Annotated in this window: 17 protein-coding genes; 9 read left to right on the top strand and 8 right to left on the bottom strand. The window is 67.8% G+C overall.

Annotated elements, in window-relative coordinates; genetic code table 11:
- The first annotated feature begins 52 nt into the window (after positions 1-52).
- Positions 53-3,640: a DNA-directed RNA polymerase subunit beta gene (locus tag IPN02_01130; GenBank protein ID MBK9295483.1), complete on the top strand. Its 3,588-nt coding sequence runs from the start codon at positions 53-55 to the stop codon at positions 3,638-3,640.
- Positions 3,641-3,750: 110 nt separating this feature from the next.
- Positions 3,751-7,764, top strand: coding sequence for a DNA-directed RNA polymerase subunit beta' (locus IPN02_01135; GenBank protein ID MBK9295484.1), 4,014 nt, complete (start codon positions 3,751-3,753; stop codon positions 7,762-7,764).
- A gap of 310 nt (positions 7,765-8,074) precedes the next feature.
- Here IPN02_01135 and IPN02_01140 read toward each other — a convergent pair whose 3' ends face one another.
- The 7 genes from IPN02_01140 to IPN02_01170 form a co-directional block, all read right to left on the bottom strand.
- Positions 8,075-9,313, bottom strand: coding sequence for a saccharopine dehydrogenase NADP-binding domain-containing protein (locus IPN02_01140; GenBank protein MBK9295485.1), 1,239 nt, complete (start codon positions 9,311-9,313; stop codon positions 8,075-8,077).
- 9 nt (positions 9,314-9,322) lie between these two features.
- Entirely contained in the window at positions 9,323-10,063 is a 741-nt protein-coding gene (locus IPN02_01145; GenBank protein ID MBK9295486.1) for a dethiobiotin synthase, read from the bottom strand.
- Positions 10,060-11,298, bottom strand: a complete 1,239-nt coding sequence (locus IPN02_01150; protein MBK9295487.1) for an 8-amino-7-oxononanoate synthase — start codon at positions 11,296-11,298, stop codon at positions 10,060-10,062. Before IPN02_01150 ends, IPN02_01145 begins: the two co-directional genes overlap by 4 nt.
- Before the next feature lie 57 nt (positions 11,299-11,355).
- The gene (locus IPN02_01155) at positions 11,356-12,552 is read right to left on the bottom strand and encodes a lipid-transfer protein (GenBank protein ID MBK9295488.1); all 1,197 of its coding nucleotides are present in this window, start codon (positions 12,550-12,552) and stop codon (positions 11,356-11,358) included.
- Complete coding sequence (locus IPN02_01160) at positions 12,549-13,052, bottom strand: OB-fold domain-containing protein (GenBank protein MBK9295489.1); 504 nt, start codon at positions 13,050-13,052, stop codon at positions 12,549-12,551. Before IPN02_01160 ends, IPN02_01155 begins: the two co-directional genes overlap by 4 nt.
- 120 nt (positions 13,053-13,172) lie before the next feature.
- Entirely contained in the window at positions 13,173-13,949 is a 777-nt protein-coding gene (locus tag IPN02_01165) for a DUF4349 domain-containing protein (protein ID MBK9295490.1), read from the bottom strand.
- Between the two features lie 44 nt (positions 13,950-13,993).
- Positions 13,994-14,824: an SDR family oxidoreductase gene (locus tag IPN02_01170; protein MBK9295491.1), complete on the bottom strand. Its 831-nt coding sequence runs from the start codon at positions 14,822-14,824 to the stop codon at positions 13,994-13,996.
- A gap of 176 nt (positions 14,825-15,000) precedes the next feature.
- Between IPN02_01170 and IPN02_01175 the strand changes: the two genes are divergently transcribed.
- Genes IPN02_01175 through IPN02_01205 form a run of 7 tightly spaced genes read left to right on the top strand, consistent with a single transcriptional unit; the run spans position 15,001 to position 20,821 of the window.
- Complete coding sequence (locus IPN02_01175; protein MBK9295492.1) at positions 15,001-15,759, top strand: enoyl-CoA hydratase family protein; 759 nt, start codon at positions 15,001-15,003, stop codon at positions 15,757-15,759.
- Between the two features lie 49 nt (positions 15,760-15,808).
- Entirely contained in the window at positions 15,809-16,672 is an 864-nt protein-coding gene (locus tag IPN02_01180) for a CoA transferase subunit A (protein ID MBK9295493.1), read from the top strand.
- Positions 16,669-17,451 carry a CoA-transferase gene (locus IPN02_01185; protein MBK9295494.1) on the top strand — a complete coding sequence of 261 codons (783 nt, stop codon included), beginning with the start codon at positions 16,669-16,671 and terminating at the stop codon, positions 17,449-17,451. The genes IPN02_01180 and IPN02_01185 overlap by 4 nt, the downstream gene beginning before the upstream one ends.
- A gap of 22 nt (positions 17,452-17,473) precedes the next feature.
- Positions 17,474-18,583: a nitronate monooxygenase gene (locus IPN02_01190; protein MBK9295495.1), complete on the top strand. Its 1,110-nt coding sequence runs from the start codon at positions 17,474-17,476 to the stop codon at positions 18,581-18,583.
- A gap of 51 nt (positions 18,584-18,634) precedes the next feature.
- Positions 18,635-18,976 carry a hypothetical protein gene (locus IPN02_01195; protein ID MBK9295496.1) on the top strand — a complete coding sequence of 114 codons (342 nt, stop codon included), beginning with the start codon at positions 18,635-18,637 and terminating at the stop codon, positions 18,974-18,976.
- Positions 18,973-19,521 carry a hypothetical protein gene (locus tag IPN02_01200; GenBank protein ID MBK9295497.1) on the top strand — a complete coding sequence of 183 codons (549 nt, stop codon included), beginning with the start codon at positions 18,973-18,975 and terminating at the stop codon, positions 19,519-19,521. The genes IPN02_01195 and IPN02_01200 overlap by 4 nt, the downstream gene beginning before the upstream one ends.
- 40 nt (positions 19,522-19,561) lie before the next feature.
- Complete coding sequence (locus IPN02_01205) at positions 19,562-20,821, top strand: beta-lactamase family protein (GenBank protein ID MBK9295498.1); 1,260 nt, start codon at positions 19,562-19,564, stop codon at positions 20,819-20,821.
- On the opposite strand, the gene IPN02_01210 is transcribed toward IPN02_01205, so the two are convergent.
- Positions 20,799-21,065, bottom strand: coding sequence for a hypothetical protein (locus IPN02_01210; protein MBK9295499.1), 267 nt, complete (start codon positions 21,063-21,065; stop codon positions 20,799-20,801). The genes IPN02_01205 and IPN02_01210 overlap by 23 nt on opposite strands.
- Positions 21,066-21,080 lie beyond the last annotated feature (15 nt).

A 21,080-nucleotide genomic window follows, 5' to 3' on the forward strand; every position in this document is an offset into this window, starting at 1 on the left:
CGCCTCGGCACGGAACTCACCACGATTGCATCGCGTCAGCGAGGAGTAGGCCTTGTCGTCAGCACCACCGCTTCGGGAACGCTATTCGTTCGGAAACCTCCAAGAGGTTTTGGACATCCCGGACCTCATCGCCGTTCAACGGAAGTCCTTCAAATGGTTCGTTGATTTCGGCTTGGCCAACGCCTTTCGGGATATCTCGCCCATTCGAGATTTCACCGAGACGCTCAGCCTCGAGCTGGAGTTCGATCCTCACGACGAGGATCTGCGCCCCCCACCCAAGTTCACGGTGGAGGAGTGCAAAGAAAAGGACATGACCTACTCGGCGCCCATCTTCGTGAAGGCGCGGTTCGTCAACCAGAACACGGGCGAGATCAAGGAACAGACCGTGTTCATGGGCGACTTCCCCATGATGACGGACCGGGGCACGTTCGTGATCAACGGTACCGAGCGTGTCGTCGTGTCGCAGCTGGTCCGTTCGCCCGGCGTGATCTTCCAGCCAGGCGAACGCTTCCGCCTGCGCAACCTGTCCAAGCACCAGCTGGTGACCGGCACGGTCCACCCCTACCGAGGTGAGTGGATCGAGTTCGACGTCGAGCAGAAGCCCGGCAAGGACGTCACCGCCGGCACCCGCGTGGCCCGCAAGCGTCGTCTCAGCCTGTTCGTGCTCATCCGGGCATTGGGCTTCGGTGAAGACAACGTCCCCGGGTTCCTCGACGCCTTCGTGCGTCACTTCGACTTCCTCGAGGGGCAGTGGGAGAAGGATCAGGACCTGGCGCCGACCCAGGAAGAAGCGCTGATCGAGATCTACAAGCGCGCCCGGCCCGGTGAGCCGGCCACGCCCGAGTCCTCGCGCAACTACTTCCAGAACGCCTTCTTCGAGAGCCGTCGTTACGACCTGTCCCGGGTCGGCCGCTACAAGCTGAACCGCAAGCTCGGCCCCGAGGTGCAGCACCTGCTCGAGGTGTTCCCCATGCTCGAGGGCCACGTCGACGTGCCCGACGCAGATCTGTCGGTGCTGTCGCGGGTGGAGCTGCTCGCAGCCACCACCTATCTGTTGAACCTGGCCGCCGGAACCCCCGGTTACCGCCTGGACGACCAGGACCACTTCGCCAACCGCCGCATCCGGTCGGTGGGCGAGCTGATCCAGAACCAGGTCCGCATCGGCCTGAGCCGCATGGAGCGGGTGGTGCGCGAGCGCATGACCACCCAGGACGTCGAGGCGATCACGCCCCAGACCCTGATCAACATCCGCCCTGTGGTCGCTGCGATCAAGGAGTTCTTCGGAACTTCGCAGCTCAGCCAGTTCATGGACCAGGTGAACCCGCTGTCGGGCCTCACCCACCGGCGCCGCCTGTCGGCGCTCGGCCCCGGCGGTCTGTCCCGCGAGCGGGCAGGCTTCGAAGTTCGAGATGTGCACTTCAGCCACTACGGCCGCATGTGCCCCATCGAGACGCCGGAGGGCCCGAACATCGGCCTGATCGGCGCCCTGGCCACCTACGCCCGGGTCAACGAGTTCGGCTTCATCGAGACCCCGTACCGCAAGGTGACCGACGGTCGGGCGACCAGCGAGATCGTATGGCTGCCCGCTGATGAGGAGGAGCTCTACACCGTCGCTCAGGCCAACGCCGTGCTCGACGACGACGGCAACTTCCTCGACGAGCGTGTGCTGGTGCGCCGCTCGCCCCAGGCCGCCTCGCTGCAGGACCTGAAGCTCCAGCTCGAGCGCGACGTGTTCCTCGGCGCCACCACCGCCATCGAGTTGGTCGAGCCTTCCGAGGTTCAGCTGATGGACGTGTCGGCCAAGCAGATCGTGTCGGTCGCCACCGCGCTGATCCCGTTCCTCGAGCACGACGACGCCAACCGCGCCCTGATGGGCGCCAACATGCAGCGCCAAGCCGTGCCGCTGGTTCGGGCCGAAGCGCCCTTCATCGGCACCGGCATCGAGGCACGGGCCGCCCGTGACGCCGCCAACATGGTGATGGCCGAAGAAAACGGCATCGTCACCCAGGTCGACGGTCGCACGATCACGGTCGAGTACGCCAAGAAGGGTCGCACGACCTACCGGCTGCACAAGTTTGAGCGTTCCAACCAGGACACGTCGATCAACCAGCGTCCCCGCGTGGCCGCCGGTCAGAAGGTCGTCGAAGGCGACATCCTCGCCGAGGGCCCCTCGACCGACAACGGCGAGCTGGCGCTGGGCAAGAACCTGCTCGTCGCCTTCATGCTGTGGGAGGGCTACAACTACGACGACGCCATCATCCTGTCGGAGCGGCTGGTCAAGGACGACGTCCTCACCTCGATCCACATCCACGAGTACGAGGTGGACGCCCGCGACACCAAGCTGGGCGAAGAGGAGATCACCCGGGACATCCCCAACCTGTCCGAGGAGATCCTGGCCGACCTCGACGAGCGCGGCATCGTGCGCATCGGCGCCGAGGTCGACGCCGGCGACGTGCTGGTCGGCAAGGTCACGCCGAAGGGCGAGACCGAGCTGACCCCCGAGGAGCGCCTGTTGCGGGCGATCTTCGGCGAGAAGGCACGCGAGGTTCGCGACACCTCCCTGAAGGTGCCCCACGGCGAGCAGGGCAAGGTGATCGACGTCAAGGTGTTCAGCCGTGACGAGCATCACGAGCTGGCTCCGGGCGTCAACCAGCTGGTGCGGGTCTACGTCGCCCAGAAGCGCAAGATCTCGGTGGGCGACAAGCTCGCCGGGCGCCACGGCAACAAGGGCGTCATCAGCCGCATCATGCCGATCGAGGACATGCCGTATCTCGCAGACGGCACCCCGGTGGACATCGTGCTCACGCCGCTCGGCGTGCCGTCCCGTATGAACGTGGGACAGGTGCTGGAGACCCACCTCGGTTGGGCCGCCCGTTGGGGCTGGGAGAACGACGGCGACTTTGTCGGCGAACCCCCGCTGCGTGGCACCGAAACCAAGACCCGCCCGACCACCCGCCCCGCCACCCTCGTCGCCACGCCGGTGTTCGACGGCGCCAAGTGGGACGAGACCGAGCTGGCCGGCAAGCACCCGACGATCCAGAAGATCTTCGAGAACCTCAACCCGGAGTCCCGCGACGGCAAGCGGCTGATCGAGACCACCGGCAAGACCACGCTCTTCAACGGTCTGACCGGCGAGCCGTTCCACCAGTCGATCTCGATCGGCTACATGTACATCCTGAAGTTGGCCCACCTGGTCGACGACAAGATCCACGCTCGGTCGACCGGCCCGTACTCGATGATCACCCAGCAGCCGCTGGGTGGTAAGGCCCAGTTCGGCGGTCAGCGGTTCGGCGAGATGGAGGTGTGGGCCCTCGAGGCCTACGGCGCCGCCTACTGCCTGCAGGAACTGCTGACGATCAAGTCGGACGACACCCTGGGACGGGTCAAGGTCTACGAGGCGATCGTCAAGGGCGAGAACATCCCCGAGCCGGGCATCCCCGAGAGCTTCAAGGTGCTCATCAAGGAGATGCAGGCCCTGTGCCTGAACGTCGAGGTCCTCTCCGAGGAAGGCGACGAGATTCAGATGCGGGAGCTCGACGAGGAGTTCTTCCGTGCCGCCGAGGAGCTGGGCATCGACCTGTCCCGCCCCGAGCGAGGCTCGGACGAGGACGACATGCGTCGCCCCGCCATGCGCGGCTAACCCCGTCAACAACGGCTCGTCGCGGCCGCCCCATTTGTGGGCTCCACCGCTTACCCACACCACGCAGTAACGCCACCCAGCAAGCCCAGATAGAGGAGTCAGCGCCTTTCATGCTTGACGTCAACAACTTTTCACAGTTGCGCATCGGACTCGCCACCGCCGAACAGATCCGCATGTGGTCCAACGGCGAGGTCAAGAAGCCCGAGACCATCAACTACCGCACGCTCAAGCCCGAGAAGGACGGCCTGTTCTGCGAGAAGATCTTTGGTCCGACCAAGGACTGGGAGTGCTACTGCGGCAAGTACAAGCGGGTGCGTTTCCGCGGCATCATCTGTGAGCGCTGTGGCGTCGAGGTCACCCGGTCCAAGGTGCGACGTGAGCGCATGGGCCACATCGAGTTGGCGGCTCCCTCGGTGCACATCTGGTACCTGCGCGGCACCCGCTCCTGGCTGGCCTACCTCCTCTCGGGCACCGAGCCCAAGGAGGAGTTCAAGGCCAAGCAGCTGGAGAAGGTGATCTACTTCGCCGCCAACCTGGTGGTGACCGTCGACGTCGATCAGCGCCATGAGGACCTTCAGAGCCTCGAGGCCGACTATCTGGCCGAGCGCGAGGAGATCAACAAGGAGCTCGAGCTCGAGCTGGCCGAGTGCCACACCGAGCTGGAGAGCGAAGTTCGCAAGCTGGAAAAGGGCGGAGCCAAGGACGCCGAGATCCGCAAGCGCCAGAAGGACGCGGAGAAGGACCTGACCGCCATCCGCGAGCGCTACGAGGAGGAGTTCGACCTCCTCGAGCGGGTGTGGGACGAGTTCCGCACCCTGCACGCCCGTCAGATCATCGAGGACGAAGAGCTCTGGCGTGAGCTGGAGGACCGCTACGGCGACTACTTCACCGGCGGCATGGGCGCCGAGGCCATCAAGTTGTTGATCGAGGAGATCGACCTGGTGGAGGAAGAGGTCAAGCTGCGGGCGCAGATCGACCCGGCCGAGGGCCAGAAGCCGCTGTCGGCCCAGCGCAAGCAGAAGGCCATCAAGCGCCTGAAGATCGTTGCCGCCTTCAACCGCACCGCCGAGGAAGGTGCCCGCGAGAACGACCCGCGGGCGATGATCCTCGACGTGGTCCCGGTGATCCCGCCGGAACTGCGCCCGATGGTGCAGCTCGACGGTGGCCGCTTCGCCACGTCCGACCTCAACGACCTGTACCGCCGGGTGATCAACCGCAACAACCGCCTCAAGCGGCTGTTGGACCTCGGCGCACCCGAGATCATCGTCAACAACGAGAAGCGCATGCTGCAGGAGGCCGTCGACGCACTGTTCGACAACGGCCGCCGCGGCCGGCCGGTCACCGGCCCGGGCAACCGCCCGCTGAAGTCGCTGTCGGACATGCTGAAGGGCAAGCAGGGCCGGTTCCGCCAGAACCTGCTCGGCAAGCGCGTCGACTACTCCGGCCGCTCGGTCATCGTGGTCGGCCCCACGCTCAAGCTGCACCAGTGCGGCCTGCCCAAGCTGATGGCGCTCGAGCTGTTCAAGCCCTTCGTGATGAAGGCGCTGGTCGACCGTGAGCTGGCCCAGAACATCAAGTCGGCCAAGCGCATGGTTGAGCGCCGCCGGTCCGCCGTCTACGACGTGCTCGAGGACGTCATTCGGGAACACCCGGTGATGTTGAACCGTGCACCAACGCTGCACCGCCTCGGCATCCAGGCCTTCGAGCCCGTGCTGGTCGAGGGCAAGGCCATCCAGATCCACCCGCTGGTGTGCACCGCGTTCAACGCCGACTTCGACGGCGACCAGATGGCGGTGCACCTGCCGCTGAGCGCCGAGGCGCAGGCCGAGGCCCGGGTGCTGATGCTGTCGGCGCACAACCTGTTGTCGCCCGCCCACGGTCGCCCGATGGTCACACCGACCAAGGAAATGCTGATCGGCGCCTACTACCTCACCGAGCCCGAAGAAGGGGCCATCGGCGAGGGTCGCACCTACCGTCACCTCGAGCAGGTCGAGCGCGACATCGAGGCCGGCATGCTCGAGGCCCACGCCCGCATCACGCTGCGTCCTGGCCCCGACGGCTCCGACCGGCTGGAAACCACCGCCGGCCGAGTGTTGTTCAACACCGTGCTGCCTGAGGACTTCCCCTACTGGAACCACTCGATCCGCAAGAACGAGATGTCCGATCTGGTCGACCAGTTGGTGATCTTCTACCCCAACTCGACCGTCGCTCACAGCCTGGACCTGTTGAAGGAACTGACCCTCAAATGGTCGACCAAGTCGGGTCTGACCATGGCGATCTCCGACGTCAAGACCCCGGAGTCGAAGAAGTCGATCCTCGACCGCTTCGAGGACGACACCGAGAAGGTGGAGCGCAACTTCCGCCGTGGTGTCATCACCGACGGCGAGCGCATCCAGAAGGCGGTCGAGATCTGGTCGGAGGCCACCACCGAGGTGACCGAGGCCGTGTCCGAAGCCATGGGCAACGAGAAGTTCAACTCGCTGAACATGATGGTCGGCTCCGGTGCCCGCGGAAACATGATGCAGGTACGTCAGATCGCCGGCATGCGTGGCCTGGTGGCCAACCCTCGCGGCGACATGATTCCTCGCCCGATCAAGTCCAACTTCCGTGAGGGGTTGGATGTGTTGGAGTACTTCATCGCCACGCCTGGCGCCCGTAAGGGCCTGGTCGACACGGCACTGCGTACCGCCGACTCGGGGTACCTCACCCGCCGCTTGGTCGACGTCGCCCAGGAACTGATCATCAACGAGGAGGACCCCTTCTCCACCGGTGGTCCGGTTCGCGGTATCTGGGTCAACGAGGTGCACCCCGACGGCTTCTCCGACTTGGAGGGCAACTTCGTCGGCACCGAGCGCACGTCGCCCAGCGACCGCGCCGTGAAGAGCTACCTCGATACCCGCCTGTTCAGCCGCACCCTGGCCGATGACATCACGCTGAGCGATGGCCGGGTTGTCGAAAAGGGCACCGAGGTTGGCCTCGAGTTGATGGCCACCCTGCGAGATGACGACTCGGTCACCCGGGTTCGGGTGCTGTCGCCGCTGACCGACGAGTCCACCTTCGGTATCACCGCCAAGGGCTACGGCACGTCGCTCGCCACGTCGAAGACGATCGAGCCCGGCGAAGCGGTGGGCGTCATCGGCGCCCAGTCGATCGGCGAGCCCGGTACCCAGCTGACCATGCGTACCTTCCACACCGGCGGTATCGCCTCCGCCGGCGGCGACATCACCGGTGGTCTGCCCCGCGTGGTCGAGCTCTTCGAGGCCCGTACCCCGAAGAACAAGGCCGTGCTGGCTCGCACCTCCGGCCTCGTGCGCATCGGCGAGGACGACGGCAAGGGTCGCGTGATCACGATCGTCTCCGACGACGGCGAGGAGGACACCTACACGGTGGCCCGCGAGGCTCGCCTCGAGGTAGCCGACGGTGACGAGATCACCGCCGGCGACCCGATGGTCGAGGGTCCTCGCGACCCGAAGGAGCTGATGGACATCCAGGGCGTGTACTCCACCCAGCGGTACCTGGTCGACCAGGTACAGAAGGTGTACCGCGACCAGGGTGTGTCGATCCACGACAAGCACATCGAGTTGATCGTCCGCCAGATGACCCGCCGCGTGGCCATTCAGGAGCCTGGCGACTCGTCGTTCCTTCCCGGTGAGCGCGTCGATTCCCAGACGTTCCGTGAGACCAACGCCCGCCTGCTTCAAGAGGGTCGTCGCCCCGCCGACGGCCGCCCGGAGCTGATGGGCATCACCAAGGCGTCGCTGGCCACCGATTCGTGGCTGTCGGCAGCGTCGTTCCAGGAGACCACCCGGGTGCTCACCGAGGCCGCCATTGAGAGCCGTTACGACGGCCTGATGGGGTTGAAGGAGAACATCATCATCGGCAAGCTCATCCCAGCCGGTACCGGTATGGAGCGCTTCACCGAGATCGACACCTATGCCCCCGACTATGAGCCGATGGCGTACTTCAGCTCCGACGACGACGGACAGGGCGGTGCCGATTACCTGGCACAGCAGGCCGGCGCCAACGCCGAGTTGGTCGGCGCAGCAGCGCCCGCCGAGGGCAGTGGCGTGATCGGCTCCGTGCCCGACGCCGGGACCACCCCCGAAGCCGGCGTCGGCGGCTAGCCGGGCGGCACGACGTGTGCCGCCACCGATGACTACGGCACTGCCCGGCAGCGACGGCTGTCGGGCAGTGCCGCGTCCGGCCCCGGCCCTTACCCGGCGAACCTGGCCCCTGGCCCGGCGAGGGGGACCCGGTGGCGGTGAGCCGCCGTCACCCGGCGAACTGGGGAGTGCAGGGCGCGGTCTGGCGGTTGTGTGGGCTCCCGAGTTGCGGTGAGTCGCCGTCACCAGGCGAAGTGGGGAGTGCAGGGCGCGGTCTGGCGGTTGTTTGGGCTCCCGAGTTGCCGAGAGGTGCTGTGCGATTGGCCCCGGGTTAGCGGATCGAGATGTCGAAGTTGCGGGTGATCAGCCGGTCGACCAGCGCCCGACCAATCCCGGTGGCCGGGGTAAGCACGCCGGCAGCCTCTGGGAGCGCGTCGCCATCGAGGGCCAGAGCCAAGGCGCTCTGGCCCAACATGACAGCGGTGGCTGCATAGCCCGGATCGCCGTCGGCGGCGACCGTCGAGACCACCTTACGGCCCCCGGCGGTGGTGGCATGCACATCGACGCGGAAGTGGCCGTTGGCGCGGGTCTCGGCGTCGGGCCCCTCCCCGGGGGAGGGCAACACCCGGTCGAGCAGCGAGCGGGTGGGACCGAATGCCATGGCGGCCGCACCGGCGACCGTGCCGGCGGCGATGCCGGTGGCCAGGAACGGCCCGGTAATCGGCGAGTCGAAGCCGATCACCTCCGAGTAGCGCATCCGGCGGCCGTAGGCGTGGTCGAGTAGCGCGTTACTGCGCCGCACGATCCGGGTGTTGTACGGCGCCATGACGAACGGTGCCACCCACATGCCCAGCCGGCGGTCGTAGCGGGGCGGGCCCACGTCGCGCTGCGGCCCAAGGTCGGCCTCGGCTGCCCGATTGGGGCTGAGCGCATAGGGGTCCATCCCGATGCGACGCTTGGACGGGTCGGCAGCCATGACCGCAACCTGGTTGCGGATCGAGTCGATCGTGCCACCGCTCACGCCGCCTTTGACCGAGACGACAACCAGAGTGGCCTCGCTCAACGGATCGCCGTGGGCAGTGTCTGCCTCGCGGGCAGCTATCATGACCGCCAGGTCGGAGGGCACCGAATCGAACCCGCAGGAGTGCACGATGCGAGCTCCCGAGGCGACGGCCGTGTCGTGGAATCGGTCGATGCTGTCGCGTACGAACAGCACCTCGCCGGTGAGGTCGGCGTAGTGGGTACCCGCCCGGGCACAGGCCTCGACGAGTGGCAGACCCCACCTGGCGTAGGGGCCGACCGTGGTGGCGACCACCCGGGTCTGTTCGGCGAGAGCGGTGATCGTGTCGGGCTCGTCGGCGTCAGCCACGATCAAAGGCCAGTCGGCGGCGGCCCCGCCAAGCTTGGCGCGGGCCTGCTCCAGGCGGGACAGGGAGCGACCGGCGAGCGCGATTCGGGTCGAGCCGTCGGCGTGGGCCGCCAGATGCCTGGCGGTGAGCTGGCCCACGAAGCCGGTCGCTCCGAAGAGCACCACCTCGTAGGGGCGATCGGCGGGATCTGATGTCGGCATTGGGCCAGGCTAACGACCGTCTTCCCGTGCGCTTTCCCCATCCAGGTCCGAGGAGCCGCCGGTGCGCCGTAGTGGGACGGCGAGATGCTCGACCAGCGCTGCGACGTCGGTGAGGACCGGCTGGGACAGGTGCGCGGCCAGCCAGCGTTGGTTCTCTCGATGGTCGGCGTCGGCGGGGCCGAAACGGTTCAGCAGCACGACGGTTCGATCGACCAGCGCCGGCGCACCGAGCGCAATCGAGTCGATGGCCGATCGGGCCGCCCCGATCGCCCCCAGCGAAGCATCGCCGACCAGCACGACCACGTCGGGGGCGACGGCGGCGCACAGCGCGAGCGAGTCGGCGTCGGCCGCCACCGGCGAACGGACCCCGCCCACCGTCTCCAGCCAGCCCACGCGGCACCCCCGGGGCCAGGTCAGCTCGGAGAGCAGTGCCCCAAGGAGCGGAGGCGGCAGGCCAAGCTGCTTGGCCGCCATCGGCGGTGCGAGGGCAACGCCGTAGCGCCGATGGGGTGGGGTGACGTGGTCGATGGGTTCGCCGCTGGCGTGGGCGAGCACCGTGGAGTCGAGCGGGTCGTGCCCATGGCCGGCGAAGCTCTCGGCGGGCTTGCGGGCCGCCACGTCGATGGACCGATGGCGCAACGACTCGACCACCTGGGCCCCCACCCAGGTCTTGCCCACCTCGGTGGCGGTGCCGACGCAGGCGACGAGCAGGTTCGGCCGAACCGCACCGTCGATGCTGGGCTCGCTCATCCCAGGCCCAGCCGGGCGAGCGAGGCCAGCAGCCCATCGACGTCCTCGTCGCTGTGAGCGGCGGAGAACGTGATGCGCAGGCGGCTGGTGCCGGGCGCCACGGTTGGCGGCCGGATGGCCGGCACCCAGTAGCCGAGCTTGAGGAGCGCCTCGGAGGCCGCCACCGCCCGGCGCTCGTCGCCGATGATGATCGGCACGATCGGGCTGGGGTGATCGGGGGCCAGCCGGTCGGTGTGGGCCCGGAGCCGCGCCACCAGATCCTCGCCTTTCGGTGAGCCCAGGACGTCGAGCGCGGCGAGGGCGGCGGCGGCGTCGCCGGGGGAGAGCCCGGTCGAGAAGATGAATGGCCGGGCGGCGTTGACCAGCAGGTCGATGACCGACCTGGAGGCGGCGACGAAGCCCCCCAAGGCACCGAGGGTCTTCGACAGCGTGCCCACCCGGACGACCGGAGGACCGTCCGACCCCGTGGTGCCGGGGAGATGAGGGCCCCATACCGAGTGGGCCTCGTCCACGACCAGAGCAGCGTCGTGCCGGGCGCAGCGCTCGAGCGCCTCTGCCAGATCGACGGCGTCGCCATCCATCGAGAACACCGCATCGGTGACCAGCACCGACCTGCCCGGCCATTCGGAGATCAGCCGGGACGCCTCAGCGAGGTCGAGGTGGGGATAGATCGCCACGTCGGCGCCGGCCAGCCGTGCGCCATCGATGATCGAGGCGTGGTTGAGCTCGTCGGAGACGATCCGGGCGCCGGGGCCACCGAGCACGCTGAGCACTCCGAGGTTGGCGGCGAAGCCGGTCGGGAACACCAGCGCCGCCTCGGTGCCCTTCCAGCGGGAAAGCCGGGCCTCGAGCTGGTCGTGAACCGGCCGTGTGCCGCAGACCAGCCGGGACGCACCCGCCCCCGTGCCCCAGCGCCGGGTGGCCGTCACCGCCGCCTCGATCACCGCCGGGTGAGCGCTCAGACCGAGATAGTCGTTGGAGGCAAACGTGACGATCGGGGTGGCGGCCGAATCGAGGGTCCCGCGGGGGCCGAGCGCGTCGTAGGTGCGCGTCGTCCGCCACCGTCCAGCTGCGCGGATCGACTCGGTTCGCTCCGCCAGGTGATCGGCCCAGGCGCTGCGGTTGGGGTGTCCCTCGGGTCTCGGGGCGTCGCTGCTCGGGCGTGCACCCGATCCCCGGGCGCGATCAGCCGTTGAGGCACCGGGTATCTCGTGTTCCCGCGGGGATCGGCTCACCGGCGCGACGGTAGCGGGCTGATCACCCCGGAGCGGCGGCGACCGTCGGGACAGGGCTCAGCGGGTCAGGATGACCGAGGATCCGTGGCCGAACAGGCCTTGGTTGGCGGTGATGCCCACCTTGGCTTCCTCGACCTGACGGCCCTCCGCCTCGCCGCGCAGCTGCCAGGTGAGCTCGCAGGCCTGAGCGATCGCCTGTGCGGGCACGGCCTCGCCGAAGCAGGCCAGGCCGCCCGACGGGTTGACCGGCAGGCGTCCGCCCAGCGTGGTTGCGCCCTCTCGGATCATCCCTTCGGCCTCGCCGGGCTCGCAGAAGCCCAGGTCCTCGTACCAGTCGAGCTCCAAGGCGGCGGACAGGTCGTACACCTCGGCGACGTCGACGTCCTCGGGACCGAGGCCCGCCTCCTCGTAGGCGGAGTGCCCGATGCTCTGCTTGAAGGTGCGCTCCGGCAGGGGATAGCCCACCGTCGAGTCGGTGGCGAAGTGCGGCATCTCGATGACCGTGTTGGGGTAGGTCGGCGTCGTCGTCGACACCGCCGCCACCCTCACCGGGCGGTCAAGACCGCGCTTCTTGGCGTACTCCATCGAGGTGAGCACCATCGCCGCGCCGCCGTCAGAGGTGGCGCAGATGTGCAGCAGGTGCAAGGGATCGGCGACCACCGGCGAGGCGGCGACGTCCTCAGCCGTGAACGCTTTGCGGTAGCGGGCGTACGGGTTGTTGAGGCCGTGCTTGGCGTTCTTGAGCTTCACCGCGGTGAAGTCGTCGACGGTCGCCCCGAAGAGGTCGATGCGGCGCCGGGCGTACATACCGAAGTAGGTGGGGTTGGTTGCCCCGAGCAGGCGAAAGCGCAGCCAGTCCGGATCGGTGGTGCGCTCGCCGCCCTGCGGGGCCAGGAAACCCTTGGGGGTGGTGTCGGCACCGACAACCAACGCAACGTCGCAGCGTCCCGACAGGATGCGGGCTCGAGCGGCCTCGATCGCCATGGCGCCGGAGGCACACGCCCCGTAGCTCGACGTCACCGGCACGCCGGTCCACCCGAGTGCCTGGGCGAACGTCGCTCCTGCGACGTAGCCGGGATAGCCGTTGCGCATCGTGTCGGCGCCGGACACGAAGCCGACGTCCTCCCACGGGATACCGGCGTCGCTCAGCGCAGCAAGAGCGGCATGGACGCCGTAGGTCACGAAGTTGTGACCCCACTTGCCCCACGGGTGCATGCCGACGCCGGCGACGGCGACCTCGTTGGTGCTGCTCATTGCGCTGCCTCCTCGGCCGGGCCCGATGCCGTTGCGTTGCTCGATGCTGTGGTGTTGGCGGCCGGGCGCCACTTCCACACCACCCGCTCGCCGTCATCGTCGACGAAGAGCGTGTCGATGACGAGCTCCATTTCCATTCCCACCTTCAAATCGGCCATGCCGACGTCGCTCGGCACCTGGCCGAGTACGACCAGCCCCTCCTCGGCCAGTTCGACCGCAGCGATGGCAAACGGCTCGAAACCGCCCGGTGGTTCGATGTACGGCGCCGGCGGCTGATAGCCGGCCGAGGTGTAGCTCCACAGCGTGCCTCGGGTGCTCAGCCGAACCGGCTCGGTGGCGCCGCCGGCGTGGCCCGGAGCCCGGGAGGTGTCGGTGGGCGGAAAGAAGTAGGTGCCCGAGCCGATGCAGCGCGAGCCGATCAACGCCGGCTCGGGATCGGTCTCGAACCAGCCCTCGATGGCAAGCTGCGCTGTCGGGTTGGTGGACTGCTGAGCGCTCATGGCGTTCTCCTGGGGTCCGGTGCGGGGCAGACGATCGAGGTGGGGTGCGGGCCCAAACCTGACGATGCGTCAGATCTTGAGACAAACCTTGTCAGATCCCGATCCACAGCGTCGAACGGGTCAGGTCGTCTGACCCCAATCCTGCACGCCAGGATTCTTCTCCGGGCTGTTTTGGCGGGGGTCGTCCTCAACCGGGCCGATCACCGGGCTGAGCTTGGTGTGGGTCTTGCGCCGCATCCAGACAAACCCGAGGCCGAAACCGATCAGTATCCACGTCAGCAGGCTGACGAACAGCCAGGTTATCGAACCGACGATTCCCCGACCCTGATTGATTTGCACGACGATCACGGGAAAGTTGGCCGTCTCGGCAAGTTCCTCAAGCTTCTTCTGGGCTTCGACCGCCTCCTGGTCGCTGGCGTCGGTCGTGAGCTCCGTCGTCAGACGTTCGTCAAGGATCTGGGCGATCTCGGTGAGTTCGCTCCGGCGCTCGATGTCGTCGCGGCCCCTGATCTCCTGGTCGACCACGGTGCCCACGCCAGCCGTGTTGAGGTCGGCCAACGCAGCGTCGAACTGGGCGGCCGGGACACGAAACGTCATGACCGTCTCGGCCCGCCGGGGAATGATCCCGAACGCCTTGGGGGGGAAGTCGGTGTTTTCTTTCTCGAGCTGACCTTGATGGCTTCGTTGAATGATGACGCGGACGTCGTCGTGCGCTTCGGCAACGTCCGACGTCTCGATGTTGAGCTTCGCGTTGTACTCGCCTTTCGGGCCGGGCCCGGGGTTCCAGTCGCGGGCCCCGAGGAACACGCCGGCGAGGAGCAGTGTCGCTGTGGCGACGATGATTGCGATGACGATTGCTTTGATTGGGGACTTCTTGGGTTGGGGGTTAGCGACCATGATCAGGCCGGAAGGGACGGGGGAGGGCCCGCTGTGGCACCGGCCTAGCTGCAATCTTCGTGATCAACTTGGGCCTCCTCGAGGAACGCTGGCCGTTCGCCGCCCCCGTGCACCGTGAGGGTCGACCCGGTGACGTAGGACGCTAGCGGGGACGCCAGGAAGACGCAGGCGTTGGCCAGATCGGTCGGAGTGCCCATGCGCCCGAGCGGCACGGTGGCGGCCACCGCCGCGACGCCCTCCTCGTCGCCGTAGTGCAGGTGCGCCTGCTCGGTCTCGATCAGGCCGGCGACGACGGCGTTGAGCCGCACTTTGGGGGCCCACTCCACAGCGAGGGACTGGGTGAGTCCGATCAATCCGGCCTTGGCCGCGCCGTAGGCGGCGGTTCCCGGCGACGGCCGAACGCCTGAGACCGAGGCGATGTTGATGATCGACCCACCGGTGTCCTGGGTACGCATCACCCGATTGGCCCGCTGGGCGACGTGGAGCGGGGCGGTCAGGTTGAGTGCGATGATCGCCTCGTGGAACCTGGGGCTCACCTCGGCGGCATCGACGTGCGGGGCGCCCCCGGCATTGTTGACGACCACGTCCAGGCGTCCCTCGGTGGCCTCGATGTCGGAGATCAAGGCGTCGACGGCGGTGGCATCGCGGACGTCGGCGGCGACGAAGCGGGCCTCCCGCCCCCCGGAGGAGGGAAGCTCGTCCGGCTCGTTGCGCCCGCAGATCACCACGTCGGCACCGTGGCCGAGGAAGGCCTCGCTGATGCCCCGCCCGATGCCACGCGAGCCGCCGGTGACCAGGACGACCGATCCGGAGAAGTCCAACGGGTCGGCTGCATCGCCAACCGGGGTGGGGCGGGGGTTGGGGGCGTTCGTCATGGGGGATCCTCTCCTCAGATCGAATTCAACTGCGGGCTGGACTACGTTGCCACAAGAATCTGACGCGTCGTCAGATGTGTGGGAACGGGTCGTCCCGGCGCAGGGAGCGAGCCGCGATCGCAGGCTCGAGCCGGGTGACCATGGCTCCGAGCACTCACAGCGTGGAGGCGAACACCATGGGCTTTGAAGTCACGACCACCAACGGGATCCGCCACTTGGTGATGGACAACCCTCCGGTCAACGCCCTGACGGTCGCCGGCTGGTTCGAACTGGCCGACCTGCTCACCGAGGCCGGGCGTGACCCGGAGGTGGCGGTGGTCATCCTCTCGGCGGCAGGCAAGGGCTTCAACGCCGGTGTCGACATCAAGGAGATGCAGAACACCGAGGGCTTCGACGCCCTGATCGGCGCCAACCGTGGCTGTGCTGCGGCCTTCGGCGCCATCTACGACTGCGAAGTGCCGGTGATCTGTGCCGTGCACGACTTCGTGCTCGGCGGCGGCATCGGCCTGATCGGCAACGCCGACGTCATCGTCGCCGCCGAGGGCACGACCATTGGGTTGCCCGAGGTGAAGCAGGGTGCGCTCGGCGCCGCCACCCACCTGTCCCGGCTGGTGCCTCCCCACCGGATGCGCCAGATGGTCTATACCGCCGAGCCGATCGACGTTTCGATTTTGCACGAGTGGGGGTCGGTGGCCGAGGTGGTGCCACGCGACGAGCTGTTGGCCACCGCCGAGCGCATCGCCGAGCAGATCGCCCGCCACAGCAACCTGGTGATCCGGGCGGCCAAGGAGTCGCTGAACGCCATCGATCCGGTCGACGTGCGCCGCAGCTACCGCATGGAGCAGGGCTTCACGTTTGAGCTCAACCTGTCCGGCGTGTCCGACGAGGCCCGCGACGCCTTCGTCGAGAAACGCGATCCGACCTACAAGCGCTGACCCCACCGGCGAGCGCAAGGCACCACCAGCTTCAACAAGGAGGGCCCACGTGGCCAACAAACTCACCACAGCGGCCGAGGCGACCTCGCACATCACCTCGGGAATGACGATCGGCATCGGCGGCTGGGGGGCCAGGCGCAAGCCGTTGGCGCTCATCGCCGAACTGGTCGCCCGCGACGACCTGTCCGACCTGACCGTCGTCGCCTACGGCGGCCCCGAGGTGGGCATCCTGTGCCGCGCCGGCAAGGTGGCCAAGGTGATCTCCGGGTTCGTCACCCTCGACACGATCCCGCTCGAGCCCCACTACCGCATCGCCCGCCAGACCGGGTCGATCGAGGCGGCAGAGTGGGACGAGGGCATGATTCTGCTCGGGCTGAACGCCGCCGGCTGGAACCTGCCGTTCCTGCCCACCCGCGGTGGCCTGGGCTCCGACGTGCCCCGGGTGATGCCAGACCTGAAGATGGTCACCAGCCCCTACCCCGGGCGCAACGGCGGTGAGCCCGAGGAGCTGCTCGCCGTGCCGGCGCTGCACCTGGACGCCGCCCTGATTCACGCCCAGCGCGCCGACGCCCAGGGCAACGCCCAGTTGCTCGGCGAGGACCCGTTCTTCGATGACCTGTTTGTGCGGGCAGCCGACCGGGCGATCGTCAGCTGCGAACGCCTGGTCGACACGGCCGAGTTTCTCGACGAGGGGCCGGTGCAGACCCTGCTGGTCAGCCGGTTGAACACCGATGCCGTCGTCGAGGCCCCCGGTGGCGCCGGCTTTACCCAGTGCCTGCCCGACTACGAACGCGACGAGGATGCCCAGCGGGCCTACGTCGCCACCGCCAAGAGCGACGAGACGTGGGACGAGTGGCTTGCCGCGTTCATCGCCAACCCCAGCCGTCAGATCAGCCAGGAGGCCACCCGATGAGCAACCAAGATGTCACCCGCGCCGACTATTGCGCCGTCGCCATCGCCGAGGCGTTCCGGGGCGACGGCGAGATCCTCTGCAACCCGATCGGCAACGTGCCGCTGATCGGCGGCCGCCTGGCGCGGGCCTCCTTCGAGCCCGACCTGGCGATCACCGACGGGCTGGCCACCCTGACCGCCAACACGCCCGCGGTCGGACGGCCCGACCCCGACCGCGTCGTCGAGCACTGGAATCCCTACCGCCGCATGTTTGAGCTGCTCTGGAACGGGCAACGCCACGTGATGATGGGCGCCAGCCAGGTCGACCGCTACGGCAACCAGAACCTGGCCGCCATCGGCGACTGGCACAAGCCCAAGGCCCAGCTGCTGGGCTTCCGCGGGGCGCCGGGCAACACGATCAGTCACACCACCAGCTACTTCGTGGGCAATCACTCGCCCAAGTCGCTGGTCGAGGCCGTCGACGTCGTCTCGGGTGTGGGCTACGACCGGGCCGCCGAGCTGGGCCCCGAAACTTCGCGGTTCCACGAGATTCGCCGGGTGGTCACCAACCTGTGCGTCATCGACTTTGAGGCCACCGACGCCACCGGCGTGCACTGCGCCCGGCTGCGCTCGGTGCACCCCTGGTCGAGCGTCGACGACGTGGTCGCCGCCACCGGCTTCGAGCTGGCCCTACCCGACGACGTCCCCGAGTCCCGTGCTCCGACCGCGGATGAGGTGGCGCTGCTGCGCAACCAGATCGATCCCGATGGTCTCGCCGGACGGGAAGTCCCGAATGAGTGAGGGATCAGGGGCCCCGTCCCGAATGAGTGAGGTGCCAAACGGCCCGCACGCTGCGCTGACCACACGGTTCTGCCAGCTGGTCGGCGTACGCCTGCCGGTGGTGCAGACCGGCATGGGCTGGGTGAGCGGTGCCACGCTCACCGCAGCGACCGCCAATGCGGGCGGGCTCGGCATCCTCGCCTCGGCGACGATGACCTTCGACGAGCTCGACGACGCCATCACCTGCGTTGCGGCCGCCACAGACGCCCCGTTCGGCGTCAACCTGCTTCCGGTCCAGGCCGATCTGGACAAGCGGCTGGGCCTGATGGAGGAGCGCGGCGTGGCGGTTGCGTCGTTTGCCGGGCCACCGTCGGCCAAGGTGGTCACCCGCCTCAACGACGCCGGCATCCACACGATGGTCACCGTCGGCGCCCGCCGACACGCCGAGAAAATGGCCGGCCTCGGGGTCGCCTGCATCATCGCCCAGGGAGGCGAGGGCGGCGGCCACACCGGTGCGGTGCCCACCAGCCTGTTGGTGCCTGACGTGGCCGACGCGGTCGGGGCAGGCACGACGGCCGGCCCGACCGGCGACGGCGTCATCGTGCTCGGCGCCGGCGGCTATCGGGACGGTCGCGGCCTGGTGGCAGCGCTGGCCCAGGGGGCCGACGGCATCGCCATGGGCACCCGCTTTCTGCTCACCGCCGAGTCGGGCGTGCCCGACGAGATCAAGGCGATCTACCTCAAGACCCCGGTGACCGGCACGGTGCGGACCACCGCCATCGACGGGGCGCCCCAGCGGGTGATCGCCACCGACGTCATCGCGGCGCTCGAGTCGGGCATCGCCCCGGTGCGGGTGGCCAACGCGCTGCGCAACGCGCTGAAGTTCCGGGCGCTGACCGGCACCTCGATGAAGGACCTGGTCACCACCGGGCTGGCGATGCGCAAGAACCAGGATCTCACGTGGGCGCAGCTGGCGATGGCGGCCAACGCCCCGATGATGACCAAGGCGGCGATGGTTGACGGCCAGGCCGAGGTGGGAATCCTGCCCACCGGTCAGGTGGTCGGCGTGATCGACTCGCTGCCGACGGTCGCCGAGGTGCTTGGCGACATCGTCACCGAGGCCGAGGCCACCCTGGAGCGCCTCGCCGGCTGAGCGGTGCCAAACTGCCAACCCGCAGTCCGAAAAGGTCAGGTAGGGTTTTCCATGGGCCGTCACACTTCGACTGACCTCAATGAAGAGGACTTTGCGCTGGGAGAGGCCGACAGATTGGCTCGGCAGCTGGCAGAGGCATTCAACAAGGATTACGAACGCGTCGATCTGGCCCCAGAAGTCTCGGTCCATCGGACGATCGGGGGAGATGACCAGCCTCTCTATGTGTTTCAGCTCAATGTCGACCTAGCGGACGACCTTCCGTCGGAGGAGTACCCGATGGATGAGCTGCAGGTCTTGGCGTCTGCGCTTCGAGCGAAGGTCGCCGGTACCGACATGGACCGTTGGCGGTGGTTGGTATCCCTTGGTACGAAAGCCGGTGCTGGCCGTCAATGATCCGCCCCGACGATCTGTTGGACCACGCCCGGGCGTTGCTTCCGTCGCGACGCGGGCGTCCAAAGGAAGTTGACTTGCGGCGGGGCACGAGCGCTGCCTACTACGCCGTCTTTCAACATCTCACTGACGAAGCTGCTCGGCACCTTATTGGTTCGGCACCCCAGCTCGACCAGAACAAGATCCGTCGCACTTGGTCGCACGGAGAACTGGCGGCGGCAGCTGACATGATCGACGAGCGCTCCAACGTTCTTAAGCGAGACCCGCACGCAGAACTCCCAAAGCCCGCTCAGGCATGGGGGCCCCTCGTAGACATGGCTGCAAAGGATGTGGCGCTGGTCGAGGCGCTCAGACTGTTCAGCGAACTTCAGGGGCGACGACATCTGGCTGACTACGACCATGATGCGTCCTTCGACAAGCTGACGTTGTTGTCTGCGCTCCGGGACGCGACCCGGTCGCGGGAGCTGCTCGCAGCTGCATCCGCAGCCAGCCGAGAAGCGCTCTTCACCCTCATAACGGTCCGTCGTTCCGATTTCAGGGAGCGCTGACGGTGCTGAAACTAGCTCAGAAGAGGATGCCTACACGATGATGCTGCCTGAGCGCAGGGGACCAGTGCTGAAGGTGCGAGAGCTGACCGATCCCGCCAAAGTGGGCATGGACGCCGAACGTCTGGCCCGCATCGACGACCACTTCCGGGCCTACGTCGACGATGGCCGCCTGCCCGGCTGGACCATTGCGGTCACCCGGCGCGGCCAGCTGGTACACCGAACCAACTACGGCGCCGCCGACCCCGCCGATGGGCGACAGGTCACCGACGACACCGTCTTTCGCATCTACTCGATGACCAAGCCGATCACGTCGGTGGCGGCGATGATGCTCTACGAGGAGGGTCGCTTCGAGCTGACCGACCCCCTTGAGGCCTACCTGCCCGAGTTTGCCGACACCCGCGTGTGGCGGGGTGGTTCCAGCACGGCGCCGGTCACCGAGCCGATCACCGAGCCGCTGCGGATCTGGCACCTGCTCACCCACACCTCGGGCCTCACCTACGGCTTTCAGCGCAGCCACCCGACCGACGCCCTGTATCGGGACGCCGGCTACGAGTTGGGTGCCCCCGCCGGGGTCACCCTGGCCGACGCAGTGAAGACCTGGGCGGGGTTGCCGCTGGCGTTTCAGCCGGGAACCGCCTGGTGCTACTCGGTGTCCACCGACGTGCTCGGCCGCCTGGTCGAGGTGCTCAGCGGGCAGAGCCTGGACGTCTTCCTGGCAGAACGAATCCTGGGGCCGCTCGGCATGGTCGACACTGCCTTCGGGCTGGCCGAGGACCAGCGCAGCCGGCTGGCGGCGCTGCACGTGCCCGACCCGGCCTCCAGGAAGGCGGTGCGCTTCGACGAGCTGGCGCCGGTCAGCCGCACCGTGCCGTCGTTCCTGTCGGGCGGCGGTGGCCTGGTGTCGACAGCGGACGACTACCTGCGCTTCTGCGACTTCCTGCTGCGCCAGGGTGAGCGCAACGGGGTGCGTCTGCTCAGCCCCCGCACCGTCGACTACATGACCCGCAACCACCTGCCAGGCGGGTCCGACCTGGCCGGGTACGCCCGGTCGATGTTCGCCGAGACCGCCTACGCCGGGGTCGGTTTTGGGCTGGGGTTCTCCGTCGTCGTGGACCCGGCGGCCAACAAGGTGCTCACCTCGCCGGGAACGTTCGCCTGGGGAGGGGCCGCCTCGACCGGTTTCTACGTCGACCCGGTCGAGGAGGTCACAGCGCTGTTCATGACCCAGCTGCTGCCGTCGAGTACGTGGCCGCTGCGCAGCCAGCTCACCCAGCTGGTCAGCCAGGCGATCCTCGCCTGAGCTGATCGGCCGCCCGGGACGACTTGCGAACTCCGGGGATCAACCGAAGCGCCACCATCAGCGCCTCGGACAACTCGCTGACGTCGGCGCCGATCGTCTGCACCTTGCCGTCGACCACCTCCACCAGGCGCAACACATCGGGAAGGACCCGGTCCAGCGACTGTTGGAGCGGTTCGATGCGGCCATCGATGGCATCGACGACCGCGACTGCGCCGTCGATGTTGGCGCCGATCTGCTCGGCCACCCCGAACGAGCTGTT

Origin of the sequence: Candidatus Microthrix subdominans (assembly GCA_016719385.1) — a bacterium.
Classification (GTDB): domain Bacteria; phylum Actinomycetota; class Acidimicrobiia; order Acidimicrobiales; family Microtrichaceae; genus Microthrix; species Microthrix subdominans.

Excerpts from the sequence above, each read along its gene's own strand:
- IPN02_01135 (MBK9295484.1), top strand. The coding sequence starts at position 3,751 with ATGCTTGACGTCAACAACTTTTCACAGTTGCGCATCGGACTCGCCACC.
- IPN02_01140 (MBK9295485.1), bottom strand. The coding sequence starts at position 9,313 with ATGCCGACATCAGATCCCGCCGATCGCCCCTACGAGGTGGTGCTCTTC.
- IPN02_01145 (MBK9295486.1), bottom strand. The coding sequence starts at position 10,063 with ATGAGCGAGCCCAGCATCGACGGTGCGGTTCGGCCGAACCTGCTCGTC.
- IPN02_01155 (MBK9295488.1), bottom strand. The coding sequence starts at position 12,552 with ATGAGCAGCACCAACGAGGTCGCCGTCGCCGGCGTCGGCATGCACCCG.
- IPN02_01160 (MBK9295489.1), bottom strand. The coding sequence starts at position 13,052 with ATGAGCGCTCAGCAGTCCACCAACCCGACAGCGCAGCTTGCCATCGAG.
- IPN02_01165 (MBK9295490.1), bottom strand. The coding sequence starts at position 13,949 with ATGGTCGCTAACCCCCAACCCAAGAAGTCCCCAATCAAAGCAATCGTC.
- IPN02_01170 (MBK9295491.1), bottom strand. The coding sequence starts at position 14,824 with ATGACGAACGCCCCCAACCCCCGCCCCACCCCGGTTGGCGATGCAGCC.
- IPN02_01175 (MBK9295492.1), top strand. The coding sequence starts at position 15,001 with ATGGGCTTTGAAGTCACGACCACCAACGGGATCCGCCACTTGGTGATG.
- IPN02_01185 (MBK9295494.1), top strand. The coding sequence starts at position 16,669 with ATGAGCAACCAAGATGTCACCCGCGCCGACTATTGCGCCGTCGCCATC.
- IPN02_01190 (MBK9295495.1), top strand. The coding sequence starts at position 17,474 with ATGAGTGAGGTGCCAAACGGCCCGCACGCTGCGCTGACCACACGGTTC.
- IPN02_01195 (MBK9295496.1), top strand. The coding sequence starts at position 18,635 with ATGGGCCGTCACACTTCGACTGACCTCAATGAAGAGGACTTTGCGCTG.
- IPN02_01200 (MBK9295497.1), top strand. The coding sequence starts at position 18,973 with ATGATCCGCCCCGACGATCTGTTGGACCACGCCCGGGCGTTGCTTCCG.
- IPN02_01205 (MBK9295498.1), top strand. The coding sequence starts at position 19,562 with ATGCTGCCTGAGCGCAGGGGACCAGTGCTGAAGGTGCGAGAGCTGACC.